Source organism: Paenibacillus sp. DMB5 (genome assembly GCF_001517085.1).
In the GTDB taxonomy this organism is placed as follows: Bacteria; Bacillota; Bacilli; order Paenibacillales; family Paenibacillaceae; genus Paenibacillus_AQ.
In genome coordinates, this window is the sequence record NZ_LRAC01000037.1 from 98965 (window position 1) to 122405 (window position 23441).

At 47.7% G+C, this 23441-nt stretch carries 15 protein-coding genes; 1 reads left to right on the top strand and 14 read right to left on the bottom strand.

What is annotated here, in order from left to right; translation table 11 throughout:
- Positions 1-77 precede the first annotated feature (77 nt).
- The 5 genes from AWJ19_RS07130 to AWJ19_RS07150 all read right to left on the bottom strand — a co-directional run bounded on the left by AWJ19_RS07130 (position 78) and on the right by AWJ19_RS07150 (position 10571).
- On the bottom strand, positions 78-956 hold the full coding sequence (locus tag AWJ19_RS07130) for a carbohydrate ABC transporter permease (protein ID WP_068722461.1): 879 nt from the start codon (positions 954-956) through the stop codon (positions 78-80).
- A gap of 12 nt (positions 957-968) precedes the next feature.
- Positions 969-1898 (bottom strand): ABC transporter permease subunit, encoded by a 930-nt coding sequence (locus tag AWJ19_RS07135; protein WP_082707743.1) that lies wholly within the window; start codon positions 1896-1898, stop codon positions 969-971.
- Positions 1899-1973: 75 nt separating this feature from the next.
- Entirely contained in the window at positions 1974-3584 is a 1611-nt protein-coding gene (locus AWJ19_RS07140) for a response regulator (RefSeq protein WP_068722465.1), read from the bottom strand.
- A gap of 3 nt (positions 3585-3587) precedes the next feature.
- Complete coding sequence (locus AWJ19_RS07145) at positions 3588-5339, bottom strand: histidine kinase (RefSeq protein ID WP_068722467.1); 1752 nt, start codon at positions 5337-5339, stop codon at positions 3588-3590.
- Positions 5340-5459: 120 nt separating this feature from the next.
- Entirely contained in the window at positions 5460-10571 is a 5112-nt protein-coding gene (locus tag AWJ19_RS07150; protein ID WP_068722468.1) for a glycoside hydrolase family 66 protein, read from the bottom strand.
- Positions 10572-10964: 393 nt separating this feature from the next.
- Here AWJ19_RS07150 and AWJ19_RS07155 point away from each other — a divergent pair, with 393 nt between their 5' ends.
- Positions 10965-11969, top strand: coding sequence for a substrate-binding domain-containing protein (locus tag AWJ19_RS07155; RefSeq protein WP_068722476.1), 1005 nt, complete (start codon positions 10965-10967; stop codon positions 11967-11969).
- 783 nt (positions 11970-12752) lie between these two features.
- On the opposite strand, the gene sigK is transcribed toward AWJ19_RS07155, so the two are convergent.
- The 9 genes from sigK to AWJ19_RS07200 all read right to left on the bottom strand — a co-directional run bounded on the left by sigK (position 12753) and on the right by AWJ19_RS07200 (position 23184).
- Positions 12753-13454, bottom strand: a complete 702-nt coding sequence (sigK, locus tag AWJ19_RS07160; RefSeq protein WP_039870896.1) for an RNA polymerase sporulation sigma factor SigK — start codon at positions 13452-13454, stop codon at positions 12753-12755.
- Between the two features lie 167 nt (positions 13455-13621).
- Positions 13622-14386: an ABC transporter permease gene (locus AWJ19_RS07165; protein WP_068722478.1), complete on the bottom strand. Its 765-nt coding sequence runs from the start codon at positions 14384-14386 to the stop codon at positions 13622-13624.
- On the bottom strand, positions 14379-15305 hold the full coding sequence (locus AWJ19_RS07170) for an ATP-binding cassette domain-containing protein (protein WP_068722480.1): 927 nt from the start codon (positions 15303-15305) through the stop codon (positions 14379-14381). Before AWJ19_RS07170 ends, AWJ19_RS07165 begins: the two co-directional genes overlap by 8 nt.
- An 80-nt stretch (positions 15306-15385) precedes the next feature.
- The gene (locus AWJ19_RS07175) at positions 15386-16081 is read right to left on the bottom strand and encodes a response regulator transcription factor (RefSeq protein WP_198536486.1); all 696 of its coding nucleotides are present in this window, start codon (positions 16079-16081) and stop codon (positions 15386-15388) included.
- Complete coding sequence (locus AWJ19_RS07180) at positions 16071-16883, bottom strand: HAMP domain-containing sensor histidine kinase (RefSeq protein ID WP_198536487.1); 813 nt, start codon at positions 16881-16883, stop codon at positions 16071-16073. Before AWJ19_RS07180 ends, AWJ19_RS07175 begins: the two co-directional genes overlap by 11 nt.
- A gap of 242 nt (positions 16884-17125) precedes the next feature.
- Positions 17126-18760, bottom strand: coding sequence for an ABC transporter substrate-binding protein (locus AWJ19_RS07185; RefSeq protein ID WP_068722487.1), 1635 nt, complete (start codon positions 18758-18760; stop codon positions 17126-17128).
- 58 nt (positions 18761-18818) lie between these two features.
- Positions 18819-19718, bottom strand: coding sequence for a carbohydrate ABC transporter permease (locus tag AWJ19_RS07190; RefSeq protein ID WP_068722489.1), 900 nt, complete (start codon positions 19716-19718; stop codon positions 18819-18821).
- 15 nt (positions 19719-19733) lie between these two features.
- Entirely contained in the window at positions 19734-20687 is a 954-nt protein-coding gene (locus AWJ19_RS07195; RefSeq protein ID WP_068722491.1) for an ABC transporter permease subunit, read from the bottom strand.
- A gap of 229 nt (positions 20688-20916) precedes the next feature.
- Positions 20917-23184 (bottom strand): AraC family transcriptional regulator, encoded by a 2268-nt coding sequence (locus tag AWJ19_RS07200; protein ID WP_068722492.1) that lies wholly within the window; start codon positions 23182-23184, stop codon positions 20917-20919.
- Between the last annotated feature and the right edge of the window lie 257 nt (positions 23185-23441).

The window sequence follows — 23441 nt, forward strand, 5'->3', positions numbered from 1 at the left end:
GTAGACCTCCCTGGAATTCTTCTATTTTTACCTTCGAAACCTTTGCTAGCCTATACTAATCCGGCATACTGCCGGGATCAGCCCTTCACAGCGCCTACTGTAAGACCCTTAACAAAATATTTTTGCAGGAATGGGAATACCAACACCAGCGGACCGATCGCAATCATTGCCATCGCCATGCGGATCGATTCAAGCGGCGTCGTGACCTGAGCGGTGGAGCTATAGGCCTTATTGGCAATAGTCTGCAGAAATGACGCATTCATTAAAGTCTTGGTCAACAAATACTGCAGAGAGAACAGCTTCTCATTCTGGATGAAAACCAGGCTCGTAAACCAGTCATTCCAGTAGGATACGGTGGTGAACAGCCCGATTGTCGCCATAACAGGCAGAGATAGCGGCAGAATAATGCTGAAGTAGGTCCGAAATTCTCCTGCACCGTCAATCTGTGACGAATCAATCAGGGAAGGCGGAATACTGTTTGTAAAGAAGGTCCGCATGATGATAACGTTGAAGCCGCCTATCAAGCCCGGAATGATTAAAGCCATTAAAGTATCCTGAACATGTAAAAAGCGGGTGTATACAAGATACCAGGGCAGCAAGCCACCCGAGAACAGCATCGTAATCAAAATGTAGAAGCTCAAAGCCCCCCTGAGCGGAAACTCTTTTCTTGATAACGCATAGGCCATTGCCGAAGTCACGAACAAGCTGACAGCCACACCGGTGATCGTTACCACAGCAGACACTCCATAAGCCCGCAATATTTTCTCGGCATCTTCAATTAAATACTGATAAGCGACAAGGCTGAATTTACCCGGCCAGAAGCTGTAGCCATGAACCGTTACCCAGTCTTCGTCGGCGAGCGATATCATAAGCACAAGCCAGAACGGGATCAGGCACGCCAGGCTAAACAAGGTCAGAACAATAATGATGACGGGATTGGTTCTTTTGGAATTCATATTGATCTCCTTTTAGAATAGGGCATTTTCTTTGCTGACTTTACGAACAATCAGGTTGACAGTCACGACTAGCGTGAAGCCGACAACGGATTGCAGCAGCCCTGCCGAGGAGGCAAGTCCCGTATCGCCAGTGACCAGTAACGCATTGTATACATAGGTATCGATAACTTCCGTTGTCTCTTTGATCATACCGGATGCCATTGTCGCCTGATAAAACAGGCCGAAATCAGCATTAAAAATCCGGCCAATCGCCAGCAAAGTCATGATGATTATGATCGGAGCAATCAAAGGAATCGTAATTTTCGTCATTTGCTTCCAGCGGCTTGCCCCGTCAATGACAGCAGCTTCATAATATTCGGAGTCAATCCCGACAATAGCTGCCAGGTAAACAACTGCCGAATACCCCACACCCTTCCAGGTGTTCACAATGGTCAAAATATAAGGCCAATGCTGCGCTTCTGCATACCAGTTGGTAGGATCGATCCCTAAGGGCTCCAGGATGAATTTATTGACGAAGCCCAGTTCCGGATTTAAAAAACCGTAGACAATATAGCCGACAATGACCATGGATATAAAATTGGGCAGGATCACTGTACTCTGAAAAAACTTGGAGGCGAATTTATTTTTAACCTCGTTAAGCATAAGGGCCAACAGCACAGCCAATATGGTATTGATTACTAAAAAGCTGATGTTATACAGCAACGTATTTCTGATGATCACCCACGCGTCGTTTGAAGCAAACAGAAACTTGAAATTATCTAGTCCGATCCACTTGCTCCCCCAGATCCCGTCCGTATAATTCAGATCCTTAAAGGCTAGAAAAATCCCAAACATGGGTAGATAATTATTGATTAACATCAGCAGCACACCAGGCAGTGCCAGAACAATCAAGGCCCTGTACTTCCAAAAGCCTTTCCGTTTCAATCCTTTTTCCGAAGCCATAATTCCACACCTTCTTATTGGGTTATGTCTTCATTATAAGAAGTTGACTGCAGCTGCTCTGCCGTTTTTATAACCTCAGTCTATTCGTTTTGTGACTTTACGATATTCCTGGGGATTGACATCAAACTGCTTGCGGAACATCTTGGTAAAATGCGAAAAATTACTGTATCCTACCTGTTGTGCTATCGCGCTGACCGGCAGATCCGTAGTGTCCAGCAGCTCGCGGGTACGGTTCATCTTAACTGAAATCAGGAAATCAATGAGACTTTGGCCTGTTTCTTTTTTGAATAGCCTGGAGAGATAAGCCGGATTCAACCCCACATAATCAGCGACAATATCCCTGGAGATTTCTTCTTCCACATTGTGCTGAATGTAGCGGATGGACCGCTCAATCACGCCCCCTTTTTCCTGCCGTTCGAACTCTGCTTCCATAACGGCAGATACCATTCCTTCTGCCCAATGCCTGTATTGAGACAGTCCCCGGATGCGGGCGCTTGTCCAATCTGTAAACTTGGCTATACTGCCTGCATTAATTCCTCTGACTTGCAGGAAGTGGTATATAATCTGCAACGTATCCTGATGCAATGCGTCCAAATGTCTTCCCTGAAAGCATGGATCAGCCTGCAATTTTTCAGCCAGGTTATGGATAAATTGCACAGCAGACTCACGTTTTCCGGTTAGCATATAAGCAACTAAATCATCAAGTTCTATACCTTCCGACTCCGGGGACAGCGGCACTTGGTCCTGAGGGATGTATATGAGCACCGATTGTGTCCGGGAAATGTTGTCACGCTCCATTGTCTTTAAGCTCTCGCACATTCCCGGCAGCTGTTGAAGGGATTTGAACGAGCCGACATAGCAGGTTACTATGCTGTAGAACATATCCTGGCATGCCTTAATAAAATGCTGTCCGGTAGCTTTTAGCTGCTGAATACCAGGCTTCCCGGCTTCCCCGCCTTTGGCATACAGCAGAATGAACAAAACCCCGTTTTTATCAGTAACGGCCTCGCCTTGGTACTGCTCTGTGAAGAATTCTGCCGCCGCTTTTTTGACGGCATATTCCATAATCTCCTGATCTCGCGGGCTTAAGGGTTTATTCCAATTTTCAATACTGATCAGGATGGGCAACACCAGATCAGCAGGCTCTAACCCCACGCCGGCGCCTGCCAGCTCCCGTTCGAAAAAATCTCCAAAAGACAGAATGCTGCGGGACAACAAATCCTGCCAGAAACGCTCCACCCGCTTCGGCTTCTCTTGCTGCCACAGATTAAGATACTTATGGTACATTTTATTGTAAGACTCGTACTCTTCTTTCTCACGGACAGCTGCAATCATCCCCGATACGACAGACAACAGTTCAGCTGTATCAACAGGCTTGAGCAGATAATCGAAGCTCCCGAGGTTAACTGCTCTTTTGGCATAGGAAAATTCGGAATGACAGGTCAGAAAGATGGTTTCCGTCCAGGGCGAGTGTTCTTTTACCCAGCCAACCAGCGAAAGCCCGTCTTCATCGGGCATTTCAATATCGCATATCAGCAGATCAATCTTTTTTTCATTTATTATTTCTCTGGCTCTGTCTGCTCTATTAGCTGTCACAACCTCTTCAATTCCAGCCTCGTTCCAGTTACAGCAGTAAAGAAGGCCCTCTACAGCAAATTGTTCATCATCCACAATCAATAATCGCATAGCTTATCGTTCTCCTTCTGTATATTCAATGGGCAGGATCAGGCGCACCCGGAATCCGGATGGCTCATTCCCGCTGAAGTGAATGCCGGCACGCCCCTGATATCGCATGGCCAGCCTCTGTTTCACATTCCAGATCCCGATATGACCTTCCTCAGTTCCCGGCGTGTAATCAGGAGCATTTAACTCCTGCAGTTTCTGGGGACTGCTGCCTTTTCCGTTGTCCGAAATCTCAACAATCATGGTATCATTCACTTCTTCAGAACGGACTGCCGAAATATCCAGACAGAACGTCTCGGTTTTTAAACTTATGCCATGGAGCATGGCGTTTTCTACAAATGGCTGTATGATCAAGGACGGTATTACGGCGCTTCTAAGCTCTTCGGCTACAGTAATCTGAAATTCAAAGGACTGTTGATAGCGCATCTTTTGAATTTCAAGATAATTGCGGAGATGCTCCATTTCTTGTCCTAAAGTTATACTGTTCTCCTTCACCTTAAGCATAAAGCGGAAATACTGTACCAAATGGCGCACCGTCTTTTTCACCAGTTCATATCGCTGCAGATCGGCAAGCTGAAAAACAATATTGAGCGTATTCAGGAAAAAGTGCGGATTAATTTGCATCTGCAGATGCTTCATTTCTGCTTTTTGCGCATGTAACCGTTCCTCATAGACATCAATTTTTAAATCTTGTATTTCAACAACCATAGAATTAAATGCCTGATTCAGTGCTTGAAACTCTAACAGATTAGAAGACGGAAGCTGGGTCTCCATAGAACCTTTCCTAATCCGGTGGATTCCCCCCAGTAAATCCAGAATCGGACGGATGACCATGCGGCGAAAATAATATAAGTAGACCAGCAGAATGATCAAAATAAAAAAAGGAAGCACATTAATAATCATCTGGAAGATATTCAAGCCCTGAAGCAGCTCTGAAGCGGGGATGACCACGGAGAGATTGATTCCCAGAGTCGCTGACTGGCTGGACACAACGAATAATTTTACGCCTTGATGAGAAAAGGAAAACGAAGCATTCCGGCTCAGCTCCTCACGCGGCAGCTTGAAATTATATCCCATTGTTTCTGAAGGACTGGTCAAGATATTCCCGTCATTATCTACGATAAGCACATCCCCGCCGGATTGCAGGTTTAGATTGCCTAGCGGTGAACGCAGGGAGTCGATTCGGATAAGTGCGCCAATATAGGCGGGACTGCCCAGGTCATTGCCTGCTATCCGGTTCAGATAGTAATCTCCTGCGATCTTAATGAGGGTCCATCTATACCGGAGCGATTCTAATTGATCCGTGTTATGAACCGTCCCTGTAATTGCTTCCCGGACTTCATCCATATAATCTTCTGTTGTTCCCAGTACATTGGACACTGTCAGTGTATCGTTGACGCTGGAGTACAGATAGAACATGTCCACGCTATGATAATAAGCCTGATAGGCTTGATTTCGTTGCATAAGCCCCATCCGGGAGAAAAAATATTCGGAATCTGTCAGCCCCGGGGAAGTGAGCTCAAGAAAGTTCTCATCATGATCAACAATATCCACCAGATTAATCGTAATATCCCCGAGGCTGCTCTCCATCATTTGCAGGTTGGAACTAACAAGGTTCTGATAGGACCTGGATACCTGATCCAGAACATTCTGCTTGGCATAGTATCCTCCTGCAAAAAGTACAGTGAGCAGAGGAATCGTTATAGCAGCAAAGAGTTGAATAAGCCTTACACCCAGTGAATTTTTTCTGTTCTTCATAATGCTTCCTTCCTGTGATCTGACAGTAAAATAACCCCACAAAGTGGGGCCTTTAAATGGAAGTTGACTCAAAGGGCCACCTCGGTGACCCTTGAACGGCATGAGTTAAGTTCCTTTGCTCTATTTTATCAAATACGCTATGGCTTGTGCCGCTTCTGCCCGGGTAGCATGAGCTTCAGGTAAAAAGGACCCATCTGCATAACCTTTCATCAGACCGGCAGATTGTACAATCTGAACCGCTGCTTGTGCCCAGGCTGAAATTTCTTTGCTGTCCCGGAAGGCTAATGATAACTCCTCTGACCTATCAGTACCGCCAGCCTTTATAAATGCGCCTGCCAGCATCACCGCCATCTCCTGCCGGGTTATAGGTTCATTAGGCGCAAATCGTTCCCCGCTTCTTCCGGTAATCAAACCTGCCTGATAAGCAGCAGCAATATCCTCCGCATACCAGCTGTCTGCAGCGACATCCTTAAACGCAACAGGACGGTCAGCCTTCAATTGAAGCACTCTGACCAATAAGGCTGCAAACTGTGCACGTGTGATCTTCGCCGAGGGAACGAATGTATTCTCTGTCATTCCACTAATCACATGCTTCGCCGTCAAGGTATGAATGGCCTTGAACGCCCAATGCTCCGCAGGCACATCAGTAAATGATTTGTCGTAAGCGAATATGGTATAACGGCTGAAGTGATATAGGTCCGCACTGATTTGCTGTGCTGCTGAATCTGCTCTGCTGTTGACATACTCCCACTTTTGGAGCGGTTCCAGGAAAGAGTAGATCCCCAGCAAATCATTAAGTTCCCCTTGTCCAGTAAGTCCGTCAAACTTTAAGGTGAGCTGAATTGGACTTCTGAAAGAATCAAGTCTGGATACGCCTTCGTTTGCCGTCGTCACTCCGAATTCAAATTCATAGACGGGTCCTGCTGAGATCCAAGGCTTCCCGTCCGGAAGAAAAGCATCCTTTGGCTCGAGCTTGTTAAATGTAATCTGAATGTTTGACTCGGCTGTCAGTTTCCCTTTGTTCGCTTCAAGAAGCTGAAGAACATGGTCCTGCATGAAATGCAGGGTGAACCTATTGCCTTGAAGCAGCAGGCTATCTCCTTGTAATCCCTCTATAGCAGAAACCGGAATGAGCATCCGATTGTACTTCTCCTCATTGACCGCAATTGTGATATTCCCATCGGCCGCCACGTTTAGGTCCTCAGCCTGCAGGACAAGGGCCTCCCTTTCTGCTGCTGCCGGAGTCGGCGTAGCCGTATTCGAGGCATGGCTTCCCGTTGATCCCGGCACAGCAGTGGCTGCCGGTGTTGGAGCAGCGGTTACAGCCGGTGCCTCGGTTGGAAGACAGGGTTCTTCACTGCTGAAGATAGGCTGTACTGTTACTGTTACCGGGTCTTTGTCGATATAAATCATTGTCCAATACTGCAGAGAAGGCAGTTTAATCAGCAGCTTCTCACCATCCCAGGAATACTCCAGCTCTTGTGACAGGCCGTGCCCGGCGTCAGGCGTAGCGGCATAGACCTTCAGTTTCGGTACTTCTTTCTGCGTAATCCCGATATCGTATGATACTTCCAAGGAGTGGAGGACTGCCGGCTCATTGGCTGCATTTCTCCAGTTACTGTCATTGTTAAACAAATTGATCAGATGCAGCACGTCATACCGTTCAAAGCCTGGATTCGTGTCATTTTTTCGGACGGTTGCCCAAATTGTATTCTCCGTTCCGTCTTTGCTTATAGCCAGCTTGCCGCCATCAGCCTCTACGAATACCATTGTTGAAGAATCGGCTGTGCTGCCGAATAGCAGGTTTTCATAGGCTGCATTAAATTTATAATATTCCTGCATGGAATCCTTGGTGGAGGCCAGCATTTTTTTGCTGCGGTTTGGATAATATTCATGGGCCAGCATGTTCGGGCCTTCCGATTGCTGCTCAGCAGTCCCCAGCTCAATATGAGTAGCACCCATCGATGCCAGCCCGGCATCCATCAGCCGTACAGACGGCTCGTTGAAATAACCCGCCGTTACCCCGCGCAGCTGGATCGTTCCGGCGATATCGTCCGCTTCCATACGAAGGGTAACGGTATGAATGCCCGCTTCCATGTGTGGAATAATCACATAGCCGTCCCCGCTGTACTTCTCACTGCTCTCTGTGCTGTCCAATCCGATCTTCAGCTCCTTGCCATGTTCATCCTTAGCGCGCACACCGTCAATATAAACTGAACGGGTCGTTAAACCGCCCGGATTGGAATATGTGAAGATCAGACTTTGCTCCCCCGATTGAGGGATGTTCACCGGATAGGTTACCTGCTGGCCGGCTTCGCCAAAATTCAGCACGGTATCCTTATAGAGTGAGAACGGTGATTCCGTGTTTGTACTTTCAGCTTCATAGCTGCGGGTTACAGCGTCCGGGTCACCGGATAAGGTAATGTTCAGCTTATCCAGCCTGATCCCGCTGTCCTGGCCTTCCGGCATTTTAATAATAATGGTGTTTTCACCTTCTGCCAGCGGGATGCCTTTAACTGCCGCTTCTCCCCAGCGGGAGCCGGTGGTTGGCGCAAAGCTTACTGGAGTTCCCGCGTCATTGTTGACATAAACGCTGCGGCTGATGGTCACTGCTCCCTGGGCATCATTTTGATAAATCCAGCCGAGATCATAGAGGCCTGACTGCATTGTATTTACTGTAAACGCCAAGCGATCATTGACATTATTGAAATCGGAGGCATATCCGGTTATAGGAACAACTCCTCCAGTCACTTCAGCGCTGCCTGTGCTGTATTCGTACCCTCCGGCTATAATCCCGCCAACATTGGTATATTGTCCGCTGGATTCCATCTTCAGCGTAACCTTCTGGTATCCCTTCTGGAGCGGGACTGACACTTCAAGGGGCTGCATGGTACCGCTCCAGCCGCCAGCTGTTTTGGGGAACGTGATATTCTGTGCCTGCGGAGCCGGCTCCCCGTCCACCAGTACCGACATTACAGGATCATTATCTCCATGATACAGGACCGTAATCTTGTCCAGCGGACGGTCTGCATATACATTATAGGTGACCGTCTGCCCGGTCTGTCCGAAATTATCCGTCTTGCTCTCACTGTAATTCATGCTGTTGGTTTGCGGGATATCCGCATACAGCGTGTAGTATTTCTGTGTGCCGACAGTCATATATTGGAGCTTGATACCCAGATCATTTGTAGAGGATTTCAGGGTTATCGTGTTATCGCCTTCCTTCAGATGAACAGTCTGCAGATTGTTTATCACGGAGAACTTATCCCATGTTCCCACACCGGCAAATGTAACCTCTCCCTGAGGCACATCATTAACAAGCAGCTCACGTTTCACCGCTTGCCAATCCGAAGCAAAGCTGAATCCAAGCGGATAATCTCCTTCAGCTGGAACGTTCACCTGGAACTTCACGTAATCGCCTGCGGTATCAAAATAATACACATTGCTGTACTGATCCACAATTACAGTATCCAGCTTGGCATCTACCGCCTCGTAGCGTTCGTTAATCCCTTGGCCCTGCACCTCCAGGCTCGCGAGATTAAGCCACTGGTTATTGGTGTTCAGCGTGAGTTTAACTGAATTTTCACCCTTCTTCAGCGTTGCTGCCACTGTAGCTTGTGCAGTCGGGTTCCCCCAACCCGTATTGGCTTCAAAGGGGATGGCTGCCGCAGCAATTTCATCGTTAACAATCAGCTTGCCTTCCGGAGCACCGGAGCCATTGCCTTGCCCGTAATTGAGAACAAGCGTATACAGACCGTCTGCGGGTGCATTTACTGTAAACGTCACCGCATCCGTATCTTTGCGTCCAAAGTTGCCTACCCAACCGTAAGCTTTGGTGATCCGGGACCGGTAATCCAGCGTTACCGGAACATCCAGAGCTTCCGTCCCCCGGGTCGGCAGACCTGTAGCCTCCTTATAGTTCATATAGCCGGCAATAACCATTGCTTTGCCGCCGTCTTTCTCCCGGGTATCTTCCACAACCTTCTGGATATCGCGGTAATGGTTGCGGTCCTGCCAAATCTCACTGTAGTCGAAATCGGTTTTCGTATCCGGATTAGGGACAGCGCTATATTCGGCATTGCCTCCCACCATATTGAATGTAACCTTGCTCTTATCGGGATTATTTGCAAGCAAAGAATCCTTAACCGAGTTAATCAGCCGGGCATAATCCAGAGAATAGTAACGCTTGTTGCCGTTATAGTCATACAGATAATTGTTGTCATTTGCTCCCCATTGGTCCAGGTGGATGCCGTCGAACCCAAAGGTGTTAATCGAACGGTCAAATTGTCTGGTAATATAATCCTGCCAGAACTTGTTGCCCGGGTCTTGCAGGAACAGGGAGGTTTTTTTCCCGTTCACATCAAAGGTATAGCCGTTTTGGTCTTTCTGCGGATTATTTTGGTCAAGCTGAGCACTGTTATAGAGTCCCCATTCCGGGCTCACGCCGAAATCTTCATAGTTCTCACGCGCCGCATAATTCATTTGATAGGCCATGGCTGCAGAGCCGTATTTCTGGGCAGCCTCTACCTGCTGCTTAACGCTCAAGGGATACAGCGAACGCCCCAGCAGATCCATATAATGTGTATCCGTGTTAATATCCTCATCGATAAAATTTCCGTCCCCATCTGTCAGCGGTTGTCCGTTCTCATCTGTTTTGGAATAAACCGAGACATCATGACGCCACATCCAGTCGTAGAACTGGTAGGCATTAATGTAGTAGTCCTGAGACAATTCTCTGAGCTTGGAGTCACTCTCTTCCGCTGTTTCCTGCGGGAAATCCGCTACATATCCGTATCTTGGGAAATGCGTCCAATCACTTGAAACATCGATGGCTGCGGTTGCATAATCCGTTGGTGCAGCGCCTCCGATCCAGGCCTTGGCCATATACCCGCGGAAATCTCCAGCCGGGGGTGTCCAGCCCACGGTAAGGATGTTGCTTCCTTTCTGCAGAACCGTCAGATCTTTGCTGCCTTCGGCGATCAGCGTATTCAGCTGATAAATCTCCATATGCAGCTTGCCGCTCCAATCCGCAGATTGATCCAGGGTCAAGATCAGTTCTGCGGCCTCACCCGGAGCGAAGCGGGCCTTTGAGGGCACCATCTTTAGTATTTTTGGGTTGACCTCACCTGCCGGCTCCGCCTGAGCCGTTCCACTGCGGGCATAACCTGATGTAAACGTCTGAACCAGTAACAGCACTAAACAAAGAAATAGAAATGCTTGTTTCCTGACCATAAGACCACTCCTTCATACTCATAATTTTGAAGAAAACAATGCTGCCAAGACTGGATACGGATGTTGGCTTTTAAAGAGGTACAGCTTTTAGAAAGGAGGTTTGAGTAACGTAAACGTTTACTCAAATAGGTAAAAAAGATCTTTTGCTGAGATATTCCCTGCCCAGTCCGAAAAATACTAATTGCCAATTCAAAGCATCACATCTCTCTCCGCTTGATATTCGCAATACGTAAACGCTTACTATAAAGTATCCTGATTATTTTTCCTTGTCAATGCTTACTTTTCTAACACATGAACGTTATTGACAAAATATATGTTAGGACTTATATTCTTCGTAAACGTTTACTTCATTTCCTTTGTTAATTTAACGCTAACCGATAGGCAGGAGATTACATGAATCCCACAATTAAAGATGTTGCCCAGAAGGCGAATGTTTCTATCGCCACAGTCTCTCGAGTGCTGCATAACCTGGGCGGCTATTCAGATATAACGAAGCAAAAGGTAGATCAGACCATTAAAGAGCTGAAGTATCAGCCCAATGCAATCGCCCGCGGCTTGATCAACAAGCGTACCCAAACCATCGGCGTGTTATTTCCTGATGTGTCGAGTGCCTTCTCTTCCGATCTGCTGCACGGAATCGACGAATATCTCCATAACCACAATTACAGTGTGGTGGTTTGTAATACCGATCAAGACGGCAAACGCACACTAAAGTATCTGCAGCTTCTGCGCGAGAAGCAGGTTGACGGGATTCTTTTCTCCAGTGAAGTACTTAAGGAGGAGTATTATGACCTGCTCGAGGACATGAGAGTCCCGGTAGTGCTAATCTCTTCCCAGACCGATTTCCCCAATGTGCCTTATGTTAAGGTCGATGATTTTCAAGCCGCCTATGATGCAGTCGATTATTTGGTCTCCAAAGGCCACCGCAGAATTGCCATGATTAGCGGAACCAAAGGTGATCCCATCGCAGGGACGCCGAGAGTCGAAGGATACCGCAAGGCGCTGGAAGCCCACGGAATTGCTTTTAACAGCAGTTATCTCACATATGGAGACTTCATGTATGAAAGCGGCAGCAGAGCCATGAAGTCCATCTTAAAGAAAGCACCTGAAGTTACTGCAGTATTTGCCGCCAGTGACGAGATGGCAATCGGTGCTCTTTCAACCGCTACACAGCATGGACTGAACGTACCCGAGGACATCTCCATCATGGGATACGACGATCTCCGGTTAGCCCGGATGGTTAATCCGCCATTGACTACAGTCCGGCAGCCGCTTCATGACATTGGAATGATCGCTTCAGAGAAGCTGATTAATATGATTGAATCAGGGGAAATCGCCCAGAGTCAAATATGCGTACACTCCATTGTAGAAAGACAAACGGTTAGAACCATTACCTGAGTATTGAATGAATAAGAGCAGCATCTGATAGCTATACATGAATCGGCTTATCCTGGGATGAGCCGATTCTTATATACATTTTGTTATCACCACTACCTTGTAGCCTACACACTCACCGCTAGACCTTATCGACCTTATCAAACTTATGATAAAGCTTCTTCAGCGCTCCCTCTCTATCCTTGACACATAACTCCTCGAGATCTCCAATTCCTTCGTCTACCGCCGTATCCGCTCTTCCCGCCGGTGTCGAGATTGCGGTATCTCTTACTCTTTTTAATCTTCAAATCCAAAATCCACTCTTAAATATTCATGTCAGTTATTCTAACTTAGAAAATCCATATTATCACAGTAAGTAATAAAAACCCTCTTTTTCTATACAAAAAGCCGGAAGTATATTAATTTTTATATCTTCATAGATGTTCAAAAAATTATCTTCATCTCTCCGTGAGATTCGGAAGCCCAGCCTGAGTGAATTTTTTGAGGCTGCGGATTCTATGAAGTGTTGCCTTTAATGCTTCCACCATCTCCCCTCCTTTAATCCTGTTCATTCATTTTCTCTATCTTACCCGTACTATCTTCTCTAACGATTTTGCAAGGTCCTGTGTAAAATTCATCAATATAGAAATACTTCATTTCTGTTTATAGCTCGGATATACCACAGCAAAGCACAATTTATATCAACTTAAAAGCATGGTGTATAGAATCTAATCATTGAGTTTTCTAAAATAAATAACCTGTAAGACTGAGACCTTTAATGTCTCATTCCTACAGGCAATTTATGAGTTAACGCTTCGCCTTATAAAACTCATGATAAAGCTTCATCAGCGCCCTTTTCTCTATACGCGACACGTAACTCCGCGAGATCCCCAGATCCTTCGCAATCTCCCGCTGCGTCCGCTCCTCCCCGCCGGTGTCCAGGCCGAAGCGGCCGACGACCACTTCCTTCTCCCGTTCGTCCAGAATATCGAGGTTACGGTAGATTTTGCTTTTCTCGATCTTCAGATCGACCTCTTTGATGACATCATCCGTCTCCGACCCGAGGATATCAATCAGGGTAATCTCGTTCCCCTCCTTGTCTGTCCCAATCGGATCATGGAGAGACACGTCTTTACGGGTCTTTTTCAGCGAACGGAGGTGCATCAATATCTCATTCTCGATACATCGGGCCGCGAACGTAGCGAGCTTCGTTCCTTTGTTCGGGCGGTAGCTCTCAATGGCTTTGATCAACCCAATGGTGCCGATGGAGATCAAATCCTCCATGTCTTCACCGGTGTTGTCGAATTTTTTGACTATATGGGCAACAAGCCGCAGATTATGTTCAATTAACAGATTTCTAGCCTTGGCGTCTCCCTCAGCCATCATGCCTAAGTATTTGCTTTCATCCTGCTCGGAGAGTGGTTGTGGAAAAGCGTTGTTTCTTACATACGACACCAGCAGTGTTAACTCTTTAATCAGCAGCGCGATTGTACTTATGATCCCTGGCAACTTGGCGACACCTCCCGCACATGTACAATGAAACCGGTCTATGATGAGAACTACGGGTTCATGGTCCTTTTATTGTATGTGGGTTAGTGCCCAGAAGTGCCTGTACGGGAGAAATAGGTACGGGCTTACCCATGCTTCATCCGACCGCTACCTCATTCCCCAGCCTCTCAGTTTAAATCCTCCCGCAGCTTATAACGGACCGCAAGGAAACCGAATACAAGAATTACAATCACCGCAACCGCTGCTGTATGCAGGATATCATTGATGTTATTGAAATCCTTTACCCGGACGATGGTGTTCATGAGCAGATACTGCGACAGCTGCGGGCCGTTAACCAGCGATTCCAGTGCAGACAGAGCTATCCCTGCCACATTCAGTGCCAGAACAAATCCGGCGGTAAGGCTGACCAGCACATTTTTGACGGCCATAACGATATAGAGAATAAGAATGGAGAACGCCCAGTGCAGCATGAATTGGCTGAGCAGCAGCTTGATCAGGTACATAGGATCACCGAGACTGGTATTGTCAAAAAACAGCGATCTTCCGATCCAGTCGGCAATGAGCATGGTTACGAACAGCATAACGACAAACGCTGCGAGAACCAGTATTTTTGAACAGACAGAATGAACTCTGGCTCTATGCATCGGGATGTAGTTTTTATGGAATCCTGAATTGAATTCGCTTGTGTAGAAAAAAATGCTGAACACCGCAATGTAAATCAGCATCCACGACGGCGGCTGCGAAATGGTGTATTGGATGAAATCACTCTCATTCAGGCTGCTGACGGAAACACCGCCTTTTTCCATCTCCTGCGCGTATTGCTTTGTCATAAAGATCCCGAAGATTTGGAAGGCACAGAATACCAGAAGCAGCAGATACATGATTTTATTGCGCCGGAAGCGGTAGAAATCCATTTTGAGAATATTAAGCATGAAGTTCACCCGCTCTTTCCGTCCGTTCCAGTAAGTATTGCTCCAGGCTCTGCTTGTGCCTTGTTATCGAATCCACCATAACTCCATGCTCAACCAGCACCTGCGTAATCCGGCGGATTTGCATATCCGTGTCATATACATACAAAGTCCGGCCGTCAACCACCTTGTACTTCATAATGTGCAGTTCCCGCTCCAGAATAGGAATCGCCGCCTCTGCTGCTTCCACACTGATCTCAATCCGCTCCTCGCACTTATGCTGCAGGTCCTCTCTGGAGATCACCTCGACAATTTCGCCCTGATGGATTATGGCATACTTGGTGGCTATTTTGGATAACTCCTCAAGAATATGACTGGAAATAAGGATCGTCAGCCCCTCCTTGTTAAGCTCCAGAATCAGCTGCCGGATCTCCATAATCCCCTGCGGATCAAGACCGTTAATCGGCTCATCCAGGATCAGTACATCCGGGTTACCGAGCAAAGCGACTGCGATACCCAGCCGTTGCTTCATCCCCATGGAATACCCTTTAACTTTTATCGTATTGTTACTGTCCAGCCCCACCAGCTGCAGTAATTCCTCTATTCTGGCTTTACTGTCCTTGAGGCCATAGGCTATAGCCAGAAGCTTCAAATTCTCATAACCCGAAGCATTCGGGTAAAGTCCGGGGTTCTCGATCAGCACACCCATCCGCTCAAAAAAAGACTGCTCCCCGGCCGCCGCACGGTTGAAAAAATGCAGCTCTCCCGATGTAGGATACACCAGTCCGGCGATCATCTTCAGCAGGGTCGATTTGCCTGCACCGTTTTTACCGATGATCCCGACAATTTCGCCCCTGTATATTTTGAGCTCGGCATTCAGCACGGCTGCTTTTGATTTATACCTTTTGGTAAGTCCGCAGCATTCAATAATACAATCGTTCATGGCCCGCACCTCCTTACAACCAGGTTAACAGGATGAAACTAAGATATCGCCAACAAAAGGTTAAGAAATGTCAAAGCCGCTTATTTACTCAGCCGGAAGCCGATTCCCCAGATTGTATCGATATAAGCTTCACTGTCGTACGGTTTGATTTTGCTGCGGATATTGCTGATGTGCACGGTTATTGTTTTGTCCTCGCCCATATACAGCTCATCCCAAGCCAGCTCATAGAGATCCTGCTTCGTGAACACCCGGTCCGGGCTCTTCACCAGCAATTCAACAATCCGGTATTCCTGCCTGGTCAGATTGAGAGCCGTTCCGTGAACGTTCACACTGTATGCGTCTGTGTCCAGCAGCAGATTTTTATGCCGGAAAGTCTTAGCTGGTTCACCAGCGTTATTTCTCTGAATATGAACATGAATGCGGGCAATCAGCTCCTCAATCTCAAAGGGCTTGGTCACATAATCGTCGGCCCCTAGTGCGAACAGGTTCAGCTTATGATCCAGCCCGTCCTTGGCCGAGAGGATAATCACCGGAATTCCGGACTTAAGCTCCTTCCGCAAATAGTGCATGAACTGTTCGCCGGACAACCCGGGAAGCATCAGATCAAGCACAATAAGGTGGTACTCCTGAGCAGCCAGATTCATTTTCCCCTCACTGCCCGAATACGCCTGTGTGCACACAAAGCCTGCTGATGCAAGGCCGTCACGGATGATCCCGTTAATATGCCAGTCATCCTCAACGATCAGAATCCGCCTGCCGCTTCCGTTACCGCACATGTGCATGCTCCTTTACTGTTTTTTTGAATTCAACACTGATGCTAAAGGTATGCTCTGTGCATGCAGCCTCTGTATGTCCGTCCATCTTGCCCATTAGCGCTTTCACAATAGAGAGGCCAAGCCCGGAGGAATGCACGGTACGGGAAGGATCTTCCTTATAGAAACGGGTAAAAATCTGTTCAACATTAACCCTGCTACCTGCTTTTAGCTGATTGGTGAAGCGTATGCATACAGTATCTTCTTTTTCCTCACAAGCAACAGTAAACGGCCCTTCTCCATGCTTGAGATAATTGCTGATGATATTTGCAAAAATCCGCTCTGCGGCACTGATATCCCCTATAACAGGAACGGCCAGCTCCGGGAGCTTTAGCTCAGGTTCAGATCCCGACCGGGAAAAATCATCAATGAAGGTGAACAGGTTCCGCTTCAGCAGTCCAACAATGTCAAGGGACTCAAGCTTAAAGACATACTCCGGATTTTGAAGCTTGGTATATAAAAACAGCTCGTCTACCAGCTTGATAATCTGCTCTATTCTCGACCTGGCCTGTGAGATGTACTGATCCTTGTCCTGCTGATCTTGTGAACGCTGCGCTAACTGCAGATAGCCGCCCAGTGCCGTAAGCGGAGTTCTGATATCATGCGACAGACTGGTGATGGTGGAATTCATCTCTTCGTTTTTGCGGTTGAACTGCTGATCGACCGCCCGCTGGCGGTCCAGCAGGGCATTACATTCACGGACCAGACTGCTGATTTCCCGCGGCTTTAATTGTGTTGTAATAAACTTGAATGAATGGTGCTCCATAATAAACGACAGCTGATTGCCGATATTCCTGACCTGGCTTTTATAATGCAGGATATACACGGTCTGGACTATCACTAACAATATGAGTAATACCAGAATGATAAGGATAGGACCACTTCCTTTCATATACCTATCATTATATAACGTGAACAGCACAAAATCCCCGCCAGACCTCCACTACTGTGGAGATCCGCCGGGGATTTTTGTTATTTGCGTTTATTCGTTTTTGTTAATATCAGGTCTTAACGGAATTTGCCAGCGTCGATCGCAGCCTGCTTCTCGTCAAGAATCTCCTGGTAGCCTGCATTCAGGTAAGCTTCTTTGGCTTCAGCATAGACTGCGTCGAACTCAGCTTCTGGAGCCAGTACAGTCTTCACGTACAGATCCTGGAACAGGGAGTTCAGATCCGCTTTATACTCGTTAACCTTTTCAAGAACAGTGGTGAACATAGCGTCCGGTGTACGGAATTCAGCAGCTTCGTTATAGTATTTCACCATATCTTCAGCCAGATACTCATAACCGGCAGGTGACCAGTTACGCATGTTGGATTTCAGTGTCTTCTCGGCATCCGGATATTGAGCGATTTCAGTTACCAGTGCCCAGTAGTCTTTGTTGTTGTTCTGTGCCAGAACGGATTCGCCCTTGAAATCAGGGTTCTTCACTGCAATGCCTTCTGCATCAAGCGTGTAGTTCTCGCCTTCAACCCCGTTCTGGAATTTGAACAGGTTCTCCGGCTGGCTCAGCCATTCCAGGTACATCCAGACTGCGGCGCGTTCTTCAGCAGAGGTTTCATAGTTGATCCCCATGATGAAGCCGAACGGCCAGTATGCGCGTTGCTGAGGCTTATTGCCTTCAGGTACCAATGCATAAGTAGGAATTACAGCAAATTCGGCTTCCGGATTGTTAGCCAAAGTAGCTGCGAAAACGTCAGCGTTGTTGGTCAGATAGGTTGCATAAGTACCTGTCTTGCCAGCAACAAATTCAGCTTTAACCTTATTGTCGTCGCTGCGGAGATAGAATTCTTTGTCGATCAGGCCGTTGTTGTACTGATAGTTCAGGTTGCGCAGGAAACGCTCGGTATCTGCAGTCGTGAAGTCAGCCACACTCAGATCGGAGTAAAGCGCACGGTATTCCTTGTCAACCGGCCATTCACGGAAGGCATAGTTGTAGTTAAAGTTGTTCTGGAGCAGGTTGCCGGCAGTCACGCCCAGTCCGGCTTCTTTCCATTTTACCAGCATTTCATTGTACTTCTCGAGGGAAGTCAGGTCTTCCACCTTCATGCCAACCTTCTCAACCCAGTCCTTACGGATCATGTTGACGAAGTTGTCTGCTTCCGGACGTGCCGCGAAGAAGAAGATGTTCTGATCGTCCACTGTGCCGTACTGCTTGATGGTTTCACCCATATTGGCCCAGTAAGTAGGGGCATAATTTTCTATTTCTTCATAATTAAGCGGCTGCATAACATCCTCGCCGTAATAAGTCAGCGCCTGCGGCATATCGTAGTGGAAAATAATGTCCGGAGCTTTGTGTGACGCCAGCAGCTGCTCGTAATCGGTTACTTCACTGCTGCGGGTAATCGGAACATAGTTGACCTCGATGTTGTATTTGTCACCGAACTCGGATTGTACCCAGCGGGTATAGTAGTTATCGGTTACATTCCAGCCTTCGAACGCACGTTCATAGACCGGGATGTCAATGGTTACCTTTTCCTTAAAGCCCTGAGAATAATCAGCGAATTCGCCTTCAGCCAGGTTGTTCGCAGGCGCATTGCTGCTTCCTGCACTATTGTTGTTGTTGTTGTTTCCGGAGCAACCGGCTAGCATGCCGGCTGTCATGACGGATGCCATCATTAAGGATACAAAACCCTTTTTGTTCATTGTAATACCCCCATTTTGAATTTTCGGACTGTATAACTGCTGCTTGCGGATTTTACAACTACTCTTTGACTGCGCCAAGCATCGTACCTTGAACGAAGTATTTCTGGACAAACGGATAGACGCAGAGAATAGGTAAAGTTGCAAAGACTACGACCGACGCTTTAAGAACTTCCGGATTACTGAGTGTTACTGTGGTTGCTTCCAGCTGGAAGCTCTCGCTGGCCTGGATGACCAGATAGTACAGCTTGAGCTGCAGCGGGCGCAGATCAGTGGCATGCTTGATATAGAACAGAGCGTCCTGATAGGCGTTCCAGCGGCCAACCGCGTAGAAGAGCGACAGTGTAGCGATAATTGGCTTGGAGAGCGGAATCACAATGCTCCAGAGAATCCGGAAATGTCCGGCGCCGTCGATCCGCGCAGATTCTTCCAGACTCACCGGAATACTGCTTGTCAGTGACGTCTTCATAATCAGCAGGTTAAAAGCACTGAAGGATAGCGGCAGAACCAGTGACCAGATCGTATCCATCAGACCCAGATTGTTAATGTTCATGTAATCCGGGATAATCCCTCCACTGAAATACATTGTGAACAGGAAGAAGAAGGTGATGACACGGCTGCCCTTAAATTGGGCTCTGGACAGCGGATAAGCTGCACAGATGGTCAGGACCATTCCCAGCACGGTGAACATTACAGTTACGATAACCGAAATGTACAAGGAGCGGAGGATACTCGCATCAGCAAAAATTTTGCTGTATGCCTCCAGAGTGAAGCCCTTCGGCCACAGAAATACTTGATTGGCAATGACAAAAGAGTCAGCGCTCATGGACTTCGATACCACATGCAGGAACGGTAATAAACAGGCTAGTGAGAATAGAATAATAGCGAATTTAATTAGAATATCCCAGATATCAAAACGACCTTTGCTTGGTGCGGCAGGATTGCCGGTTGATGCGCTCATCGGGTTCTCTCCTTTCTATAAAATACCGTCTTCGCCGAGTTTTTTGGCAATGCGGTCAGCCGTAATGACAAGAATGATTCCGATTACGGACTGGAATAATCCAACCGCTGTCGCCCGGCTGAAGTTACCGGATTCGATCCCCCAACGATACACCAGCACCGGTATGGTCGTTGTGAACTCTGTGGTGGCTTTATTCTGCAGCGACCAGATCCGCTCGAACGAGCCTTCCATGACTTTACCCAAACTCATGATCAGCAGCGTTACAATGGTTGCACGGATCGAAGGAATGGTAATATTCCATACCTTTCTCCAGCGTCCGGCTCCATCGACCGTTGCCGCTTCATACATTTCCGGGTTAATGCCACTGATTGCAGCCAGGTAAATAATCGTTCCCCAGCCCATGCTCTGCCATACCCCGATGGCCAGATAACTGATCAGCCAGTTCGTATCCTCCTGAAGGAAAGGTACCCGGTTACCGCCCATCAATTCAATCAGATTGTTGACGACACCGCCGCCTTCACTAAGCAGCTGGTACGCAATTGCCCCGATGATAACCCAGGACAGAAAGTGAGGCAGATACAGCAGCGTTTGGTTCACGCGTTTGAATTTTACACTTTTGACTTCATTCAGCATCAGGGCCAGAATAATCGGCATTGTGAAGCTGAATATGAGATCAAGAATGTTGAGCAGCAGCGTATTTCGGATCGCTTTTGCGAAATCAGGCTTGGCGAAAATATCCTGGAATATCTGGAAGCCTACCCACTCACTGCCCCAGAAGCCTCTTGCGATCTTATAATCCTTAAAAGCGATTACAAGCCCGGCCATCGGGAAGTATTTGAATACGATTACAAAAGCCAGCGGAATCGCTACCAGCAGATATAGCTGCCAGTCACGCTTGAGGAACCCGAAGCGCTCATTCTTTCTTAGTAGAGCATTTTGATTTGTCTTTGAAGCGTTTGCAACTTTCAAAATCTCACCTCCTACACCATTTCATCTCTGTGCCAGTTGCCTAACCGGCCTCGAGATCTATGCTAGCCCGATTGTCCGCTTTTGAAAACAATGAGTAATGCTGCTGTCGATCAAAACTGATAGAATCGCGGTTTTAAAGGGCTTTCATGAGGGCGGATGATCATTTTTGATAGCTAAAAACGTTTTCATTAACATCTGTTTCCTAATAAAAAACGGCCGGAGCCGTCTCCTAGGAGCTCTTGCTCTTGGCCGTTTTATAGCTGCTTGGCGGCATGCCCTCGTATTTGCGGAAAAACCGGTTGAAGCTCTGGACATTATAGTAGCCGACCTCTGCGGCAACCTGCTTAATCGTCAGATCCGTATCGAGGAGCAGCTCCTTGGCTTTATCGATCCGCAGCTGATTCAGATAATCGATCATGCTTTTTCCGGTCAGCTCGTATACGATCTTGCGCATATAAGAGTAGCTGATTCCGAATTCAGTGCTCATATCCTTTAGAACAATTTCTTCCTTATAATGATCCTTCAGGTATTGGATGACCCGTTCCCCGTGATTGGTCTCTGCCGGGCCGCGGTCCAGGTTCTGGACAATCTCCCGGAAAAATGCATGCAGGTATTCCTCCAGCTCATCCAGTGTATCCATCGCAGCCAGCACACTGTAAATATCGCCTTTGCCCATAACCGTTCTTCCGGTGCTGATATGATTCTCACGCAGATGCTTGATCGTCGCACCGATCAGCTGGTGATAGATGAACATAATATTATCGTAGGAAATATGCTGTTCGGCGCTAATCAGACCGCGGATATTCTCCAGCTCCTTGAAAATCCCCTCCAGATCTCCGGCATCCAGAAAGTTGAGAATCCGCCGCTCACTGTTTTCGGAATCAATATATTTGCGGCTGTGCTCATCTTCCTCCAGCCAGTACATAATGCTTCCGGCACCCTTGATGATCCGCTGCTTAATTAATTCCATCGCTTCAAATAGCCGCTCGGCCACCATTTCAGGTGCATCCGCCACACCGCTAACTGCAATGGTGACGGTATGCGTAAGCAGCTCAAGCGATTCATCCCGGATGGTCTCCAGCGCCTGACGAATCGAATCGTTGCTGCAGCCATGCTCCTCCTGGGCAAAGTTAAGCACAACAACAATACTGCCGTCTGTATGATAGACCGAGTGGGCCGTAACCCCTTCAGGAAACAGACTCTCGTACTTTGTATTGAGCAGATAGCGGTGGTAGCTGCGCGTCTCCACATTGGTATTGCCGACATACACTCTGTAGCGGTCAATGGAGACTACAACAACTCTGTAGCATGCCTCCGGAAATACCTCCGTAATCCGGGGTGGTATCTCTCCGCGCAAAAGACGGTGAACCGCAAAGCTGCGGGTATCCTCTTCACGCTCCTGCAGCAGCCGGAACAGTCCCTCTTCCTCCTCCTGCATCCGCTTAAAGGCCATGTCCAGGAAAGCAAGCTCATTCCTGTTGGCAACCTCCAGATCGCTTTTGGAGCGTATAGTCCGCACCAGCTGTCTGAGCGGCCTAGACAGCCAGGTTGCGAGAACGACAGCCAGTACGGTTCCCAGCACAATAATGGCTCCGGTAAGCAAAATAATATTTCCCTGCATCTCACGCGATTCTGCCATCAGCTTATCCATTGAACTCCAGCTTACATTCCACCAGCCGGATAATGCCGAGCGGCTCCATGCATAGACCATCCGGTTGCCGTCCAGCTCGCGGAATGCATAGCCTTCACTGGAATCCTGATTCAGGATCTCCTGTACAAAAGGCAGCTCAAGACCATCGGTAAGCAGCAGCGACTTGTTACTGTGTGAGATTACTCTTCCGTCCGCTCCCAGCAGCAGGGAGCTGCCGCCCTCTACCTCTGTTGTATTCAGATATTTGCCGATCTGGCTCTCCTTCATGTTGACAACAATCAATCCGCTTGTCGGGGAGGATAGACGGTTGAGCGGATAGACATATGACACAACATGTTCTCCCGAAGCAAGCTTGCGCGGGACCCATACCCCGCTTATTCCTCTCTGATCTTCAAGGGCTTCCGTTGTCCAGTCCATCGGCTCGTAACGTTCCAGTGTTGTGATAGCGTTATCAGTAGAGATGACATAATCAGAATCCGCCAGATAAAAGTAGGAGGAACTCACCCCGTCTACACGGCGGTTCAAGTTCAGCAGCTCATTCAGTACGGACTTAGCCTTGGTGTAATTAGCGTAACTTGCGTTCACTTCGTTATAGGTTTCAAAGCTGCGGATCGGTTCAAATACATTAGCTGCAGCCAGGCGCGCTGTATCCTGTGCCAGACTGGCCAGCGCATTCTCATTGAGCTTGCGGTTGGCATTCAGTCCGGCTAATGCGGATTCACCGATGGCCGTCTCCGAGTTCTCTATAATCTGTGCCCCGCTATACCACGTCAGGATCGCTGTCGGTATGGCCATGATGCAGAACAGAATCACTGCCAGCTGTAGCATCATCGGTGTTTTCTTCATTGCATGTCCCCCTATTAACTCTGTAAACGTTATCAAATCAAATAGAGAAGCCCCGCATGCAACAGGCTTCTCTGCTAATAATCTTATAGATTCGTAGAGTAACGGATTGCATGTGATGTATGTTTACTATAGCTCATCTTCACTTGTTGTTATGATAACACATAATCCGGTGTCCAGTCCTGTCAATTACTCGAAAAATGTAGAACTTTGCATGGACATTGCTTGATTTATTCTTTATATTTTGTTCAAATAACCTG

Excerpts from the sequence above, each read along its gene's own strand:
- AWJ19_RS07140 (WP_068722465.1), bottom strand. The coding sequence starts at position 3,584 with ATGCGATTATTGATTGTGGATGATGAACAATTTGCTGTAGAGGGCCTT.
- AWJ19_RS07135 (WP_082707743.1), bottom strand. The coding sequence starts at position 1,898 with ATGGCTTCGGAAAAAGGATTGAAACGGAAAGGCTTTTGGAAGTACAGG.
- AWJ19_RS07200 (WP_068722492.1), bottom strand. The coding sequence starts at position 23,184 with ATGAAGAAAACACCGATGATGCTACAGCTGGCAGTGATTCTGTTCTGC.
- AWJ19_RS07170 (WP_068722480.1), bottom strand. The coding sequence starts at position 15,305 with ATGAACGATTGTATTATTGAATGCTGCGGACTTACCAAAAGGTATAAA.
- AWJ19_RS07150 (WP_068722468.1), bottom strand. The coding sequence starts at position 10,571 with ATGGTCAGGAAACAAGCATTTCTATTTCTTTGTTTAGTGCTGTTACTG.
- AWJ19_RS07165 (WP_068722478.1), bottom strand. The coding sequence starts at position 14,386 with ATGCTTAATATTCTCAAAATGGATTTCTACCGCTTCCGGCGCAATAAA.
- AWJ19_RS07180 (WP_198536487.1), bottom strand. The coding sequence starts at position 16,883 with ATGGAGCACCATTCATTCAAGTTTATTACAACACAATTAAAGCCGCGG.
- AWJ19_RS07145 (WP_068722467.1), bottom strand. The coding sequence starts at position 5,339 with ATGAAGAACAGAAAAAATTCACTGGGTGTAAGGCTTATTCAACTCTTT.
- AWJ19_RS07130 (WP_068722461.1), bottom strand. The coding sequence starts at position 956 with ATGAATTCCAAAAGAACCAATCCCGTCATCATTATTGTTCTGACCTTG.
- AWJ19_RS07155 (WP_068722476.1), top strand. The coding sequence starts at position 10,965 with ATGAATCCCACAATTAAAGATGTTGCCCAGAAGGCGAATGTTTCTATC.
- AWJ19_RS07185 (WP_068722487.1), bottom strand. The coding sequence starts at position 18,760 with ATGAACAAAAAGGGTTTTGTATCCTTAATGATGGCATCCGTCATGACA.
- AWJ19_RS07190 (WP_068722489.1), bottom strand. The coding sequence starts at position 19,718 with ATGAGCGCATCAACCGGCAATCCTGCCGCACCAAGCAAAGGTCGTTTT.
- AWJ19_RS07175 (WP_198536486.1), bottom strand. The coding sequence starts at position 16,081 with ATGTGCGGTAACGGAAGCGGCAGGCGGATTCTGATCGTTGAGGATGAC.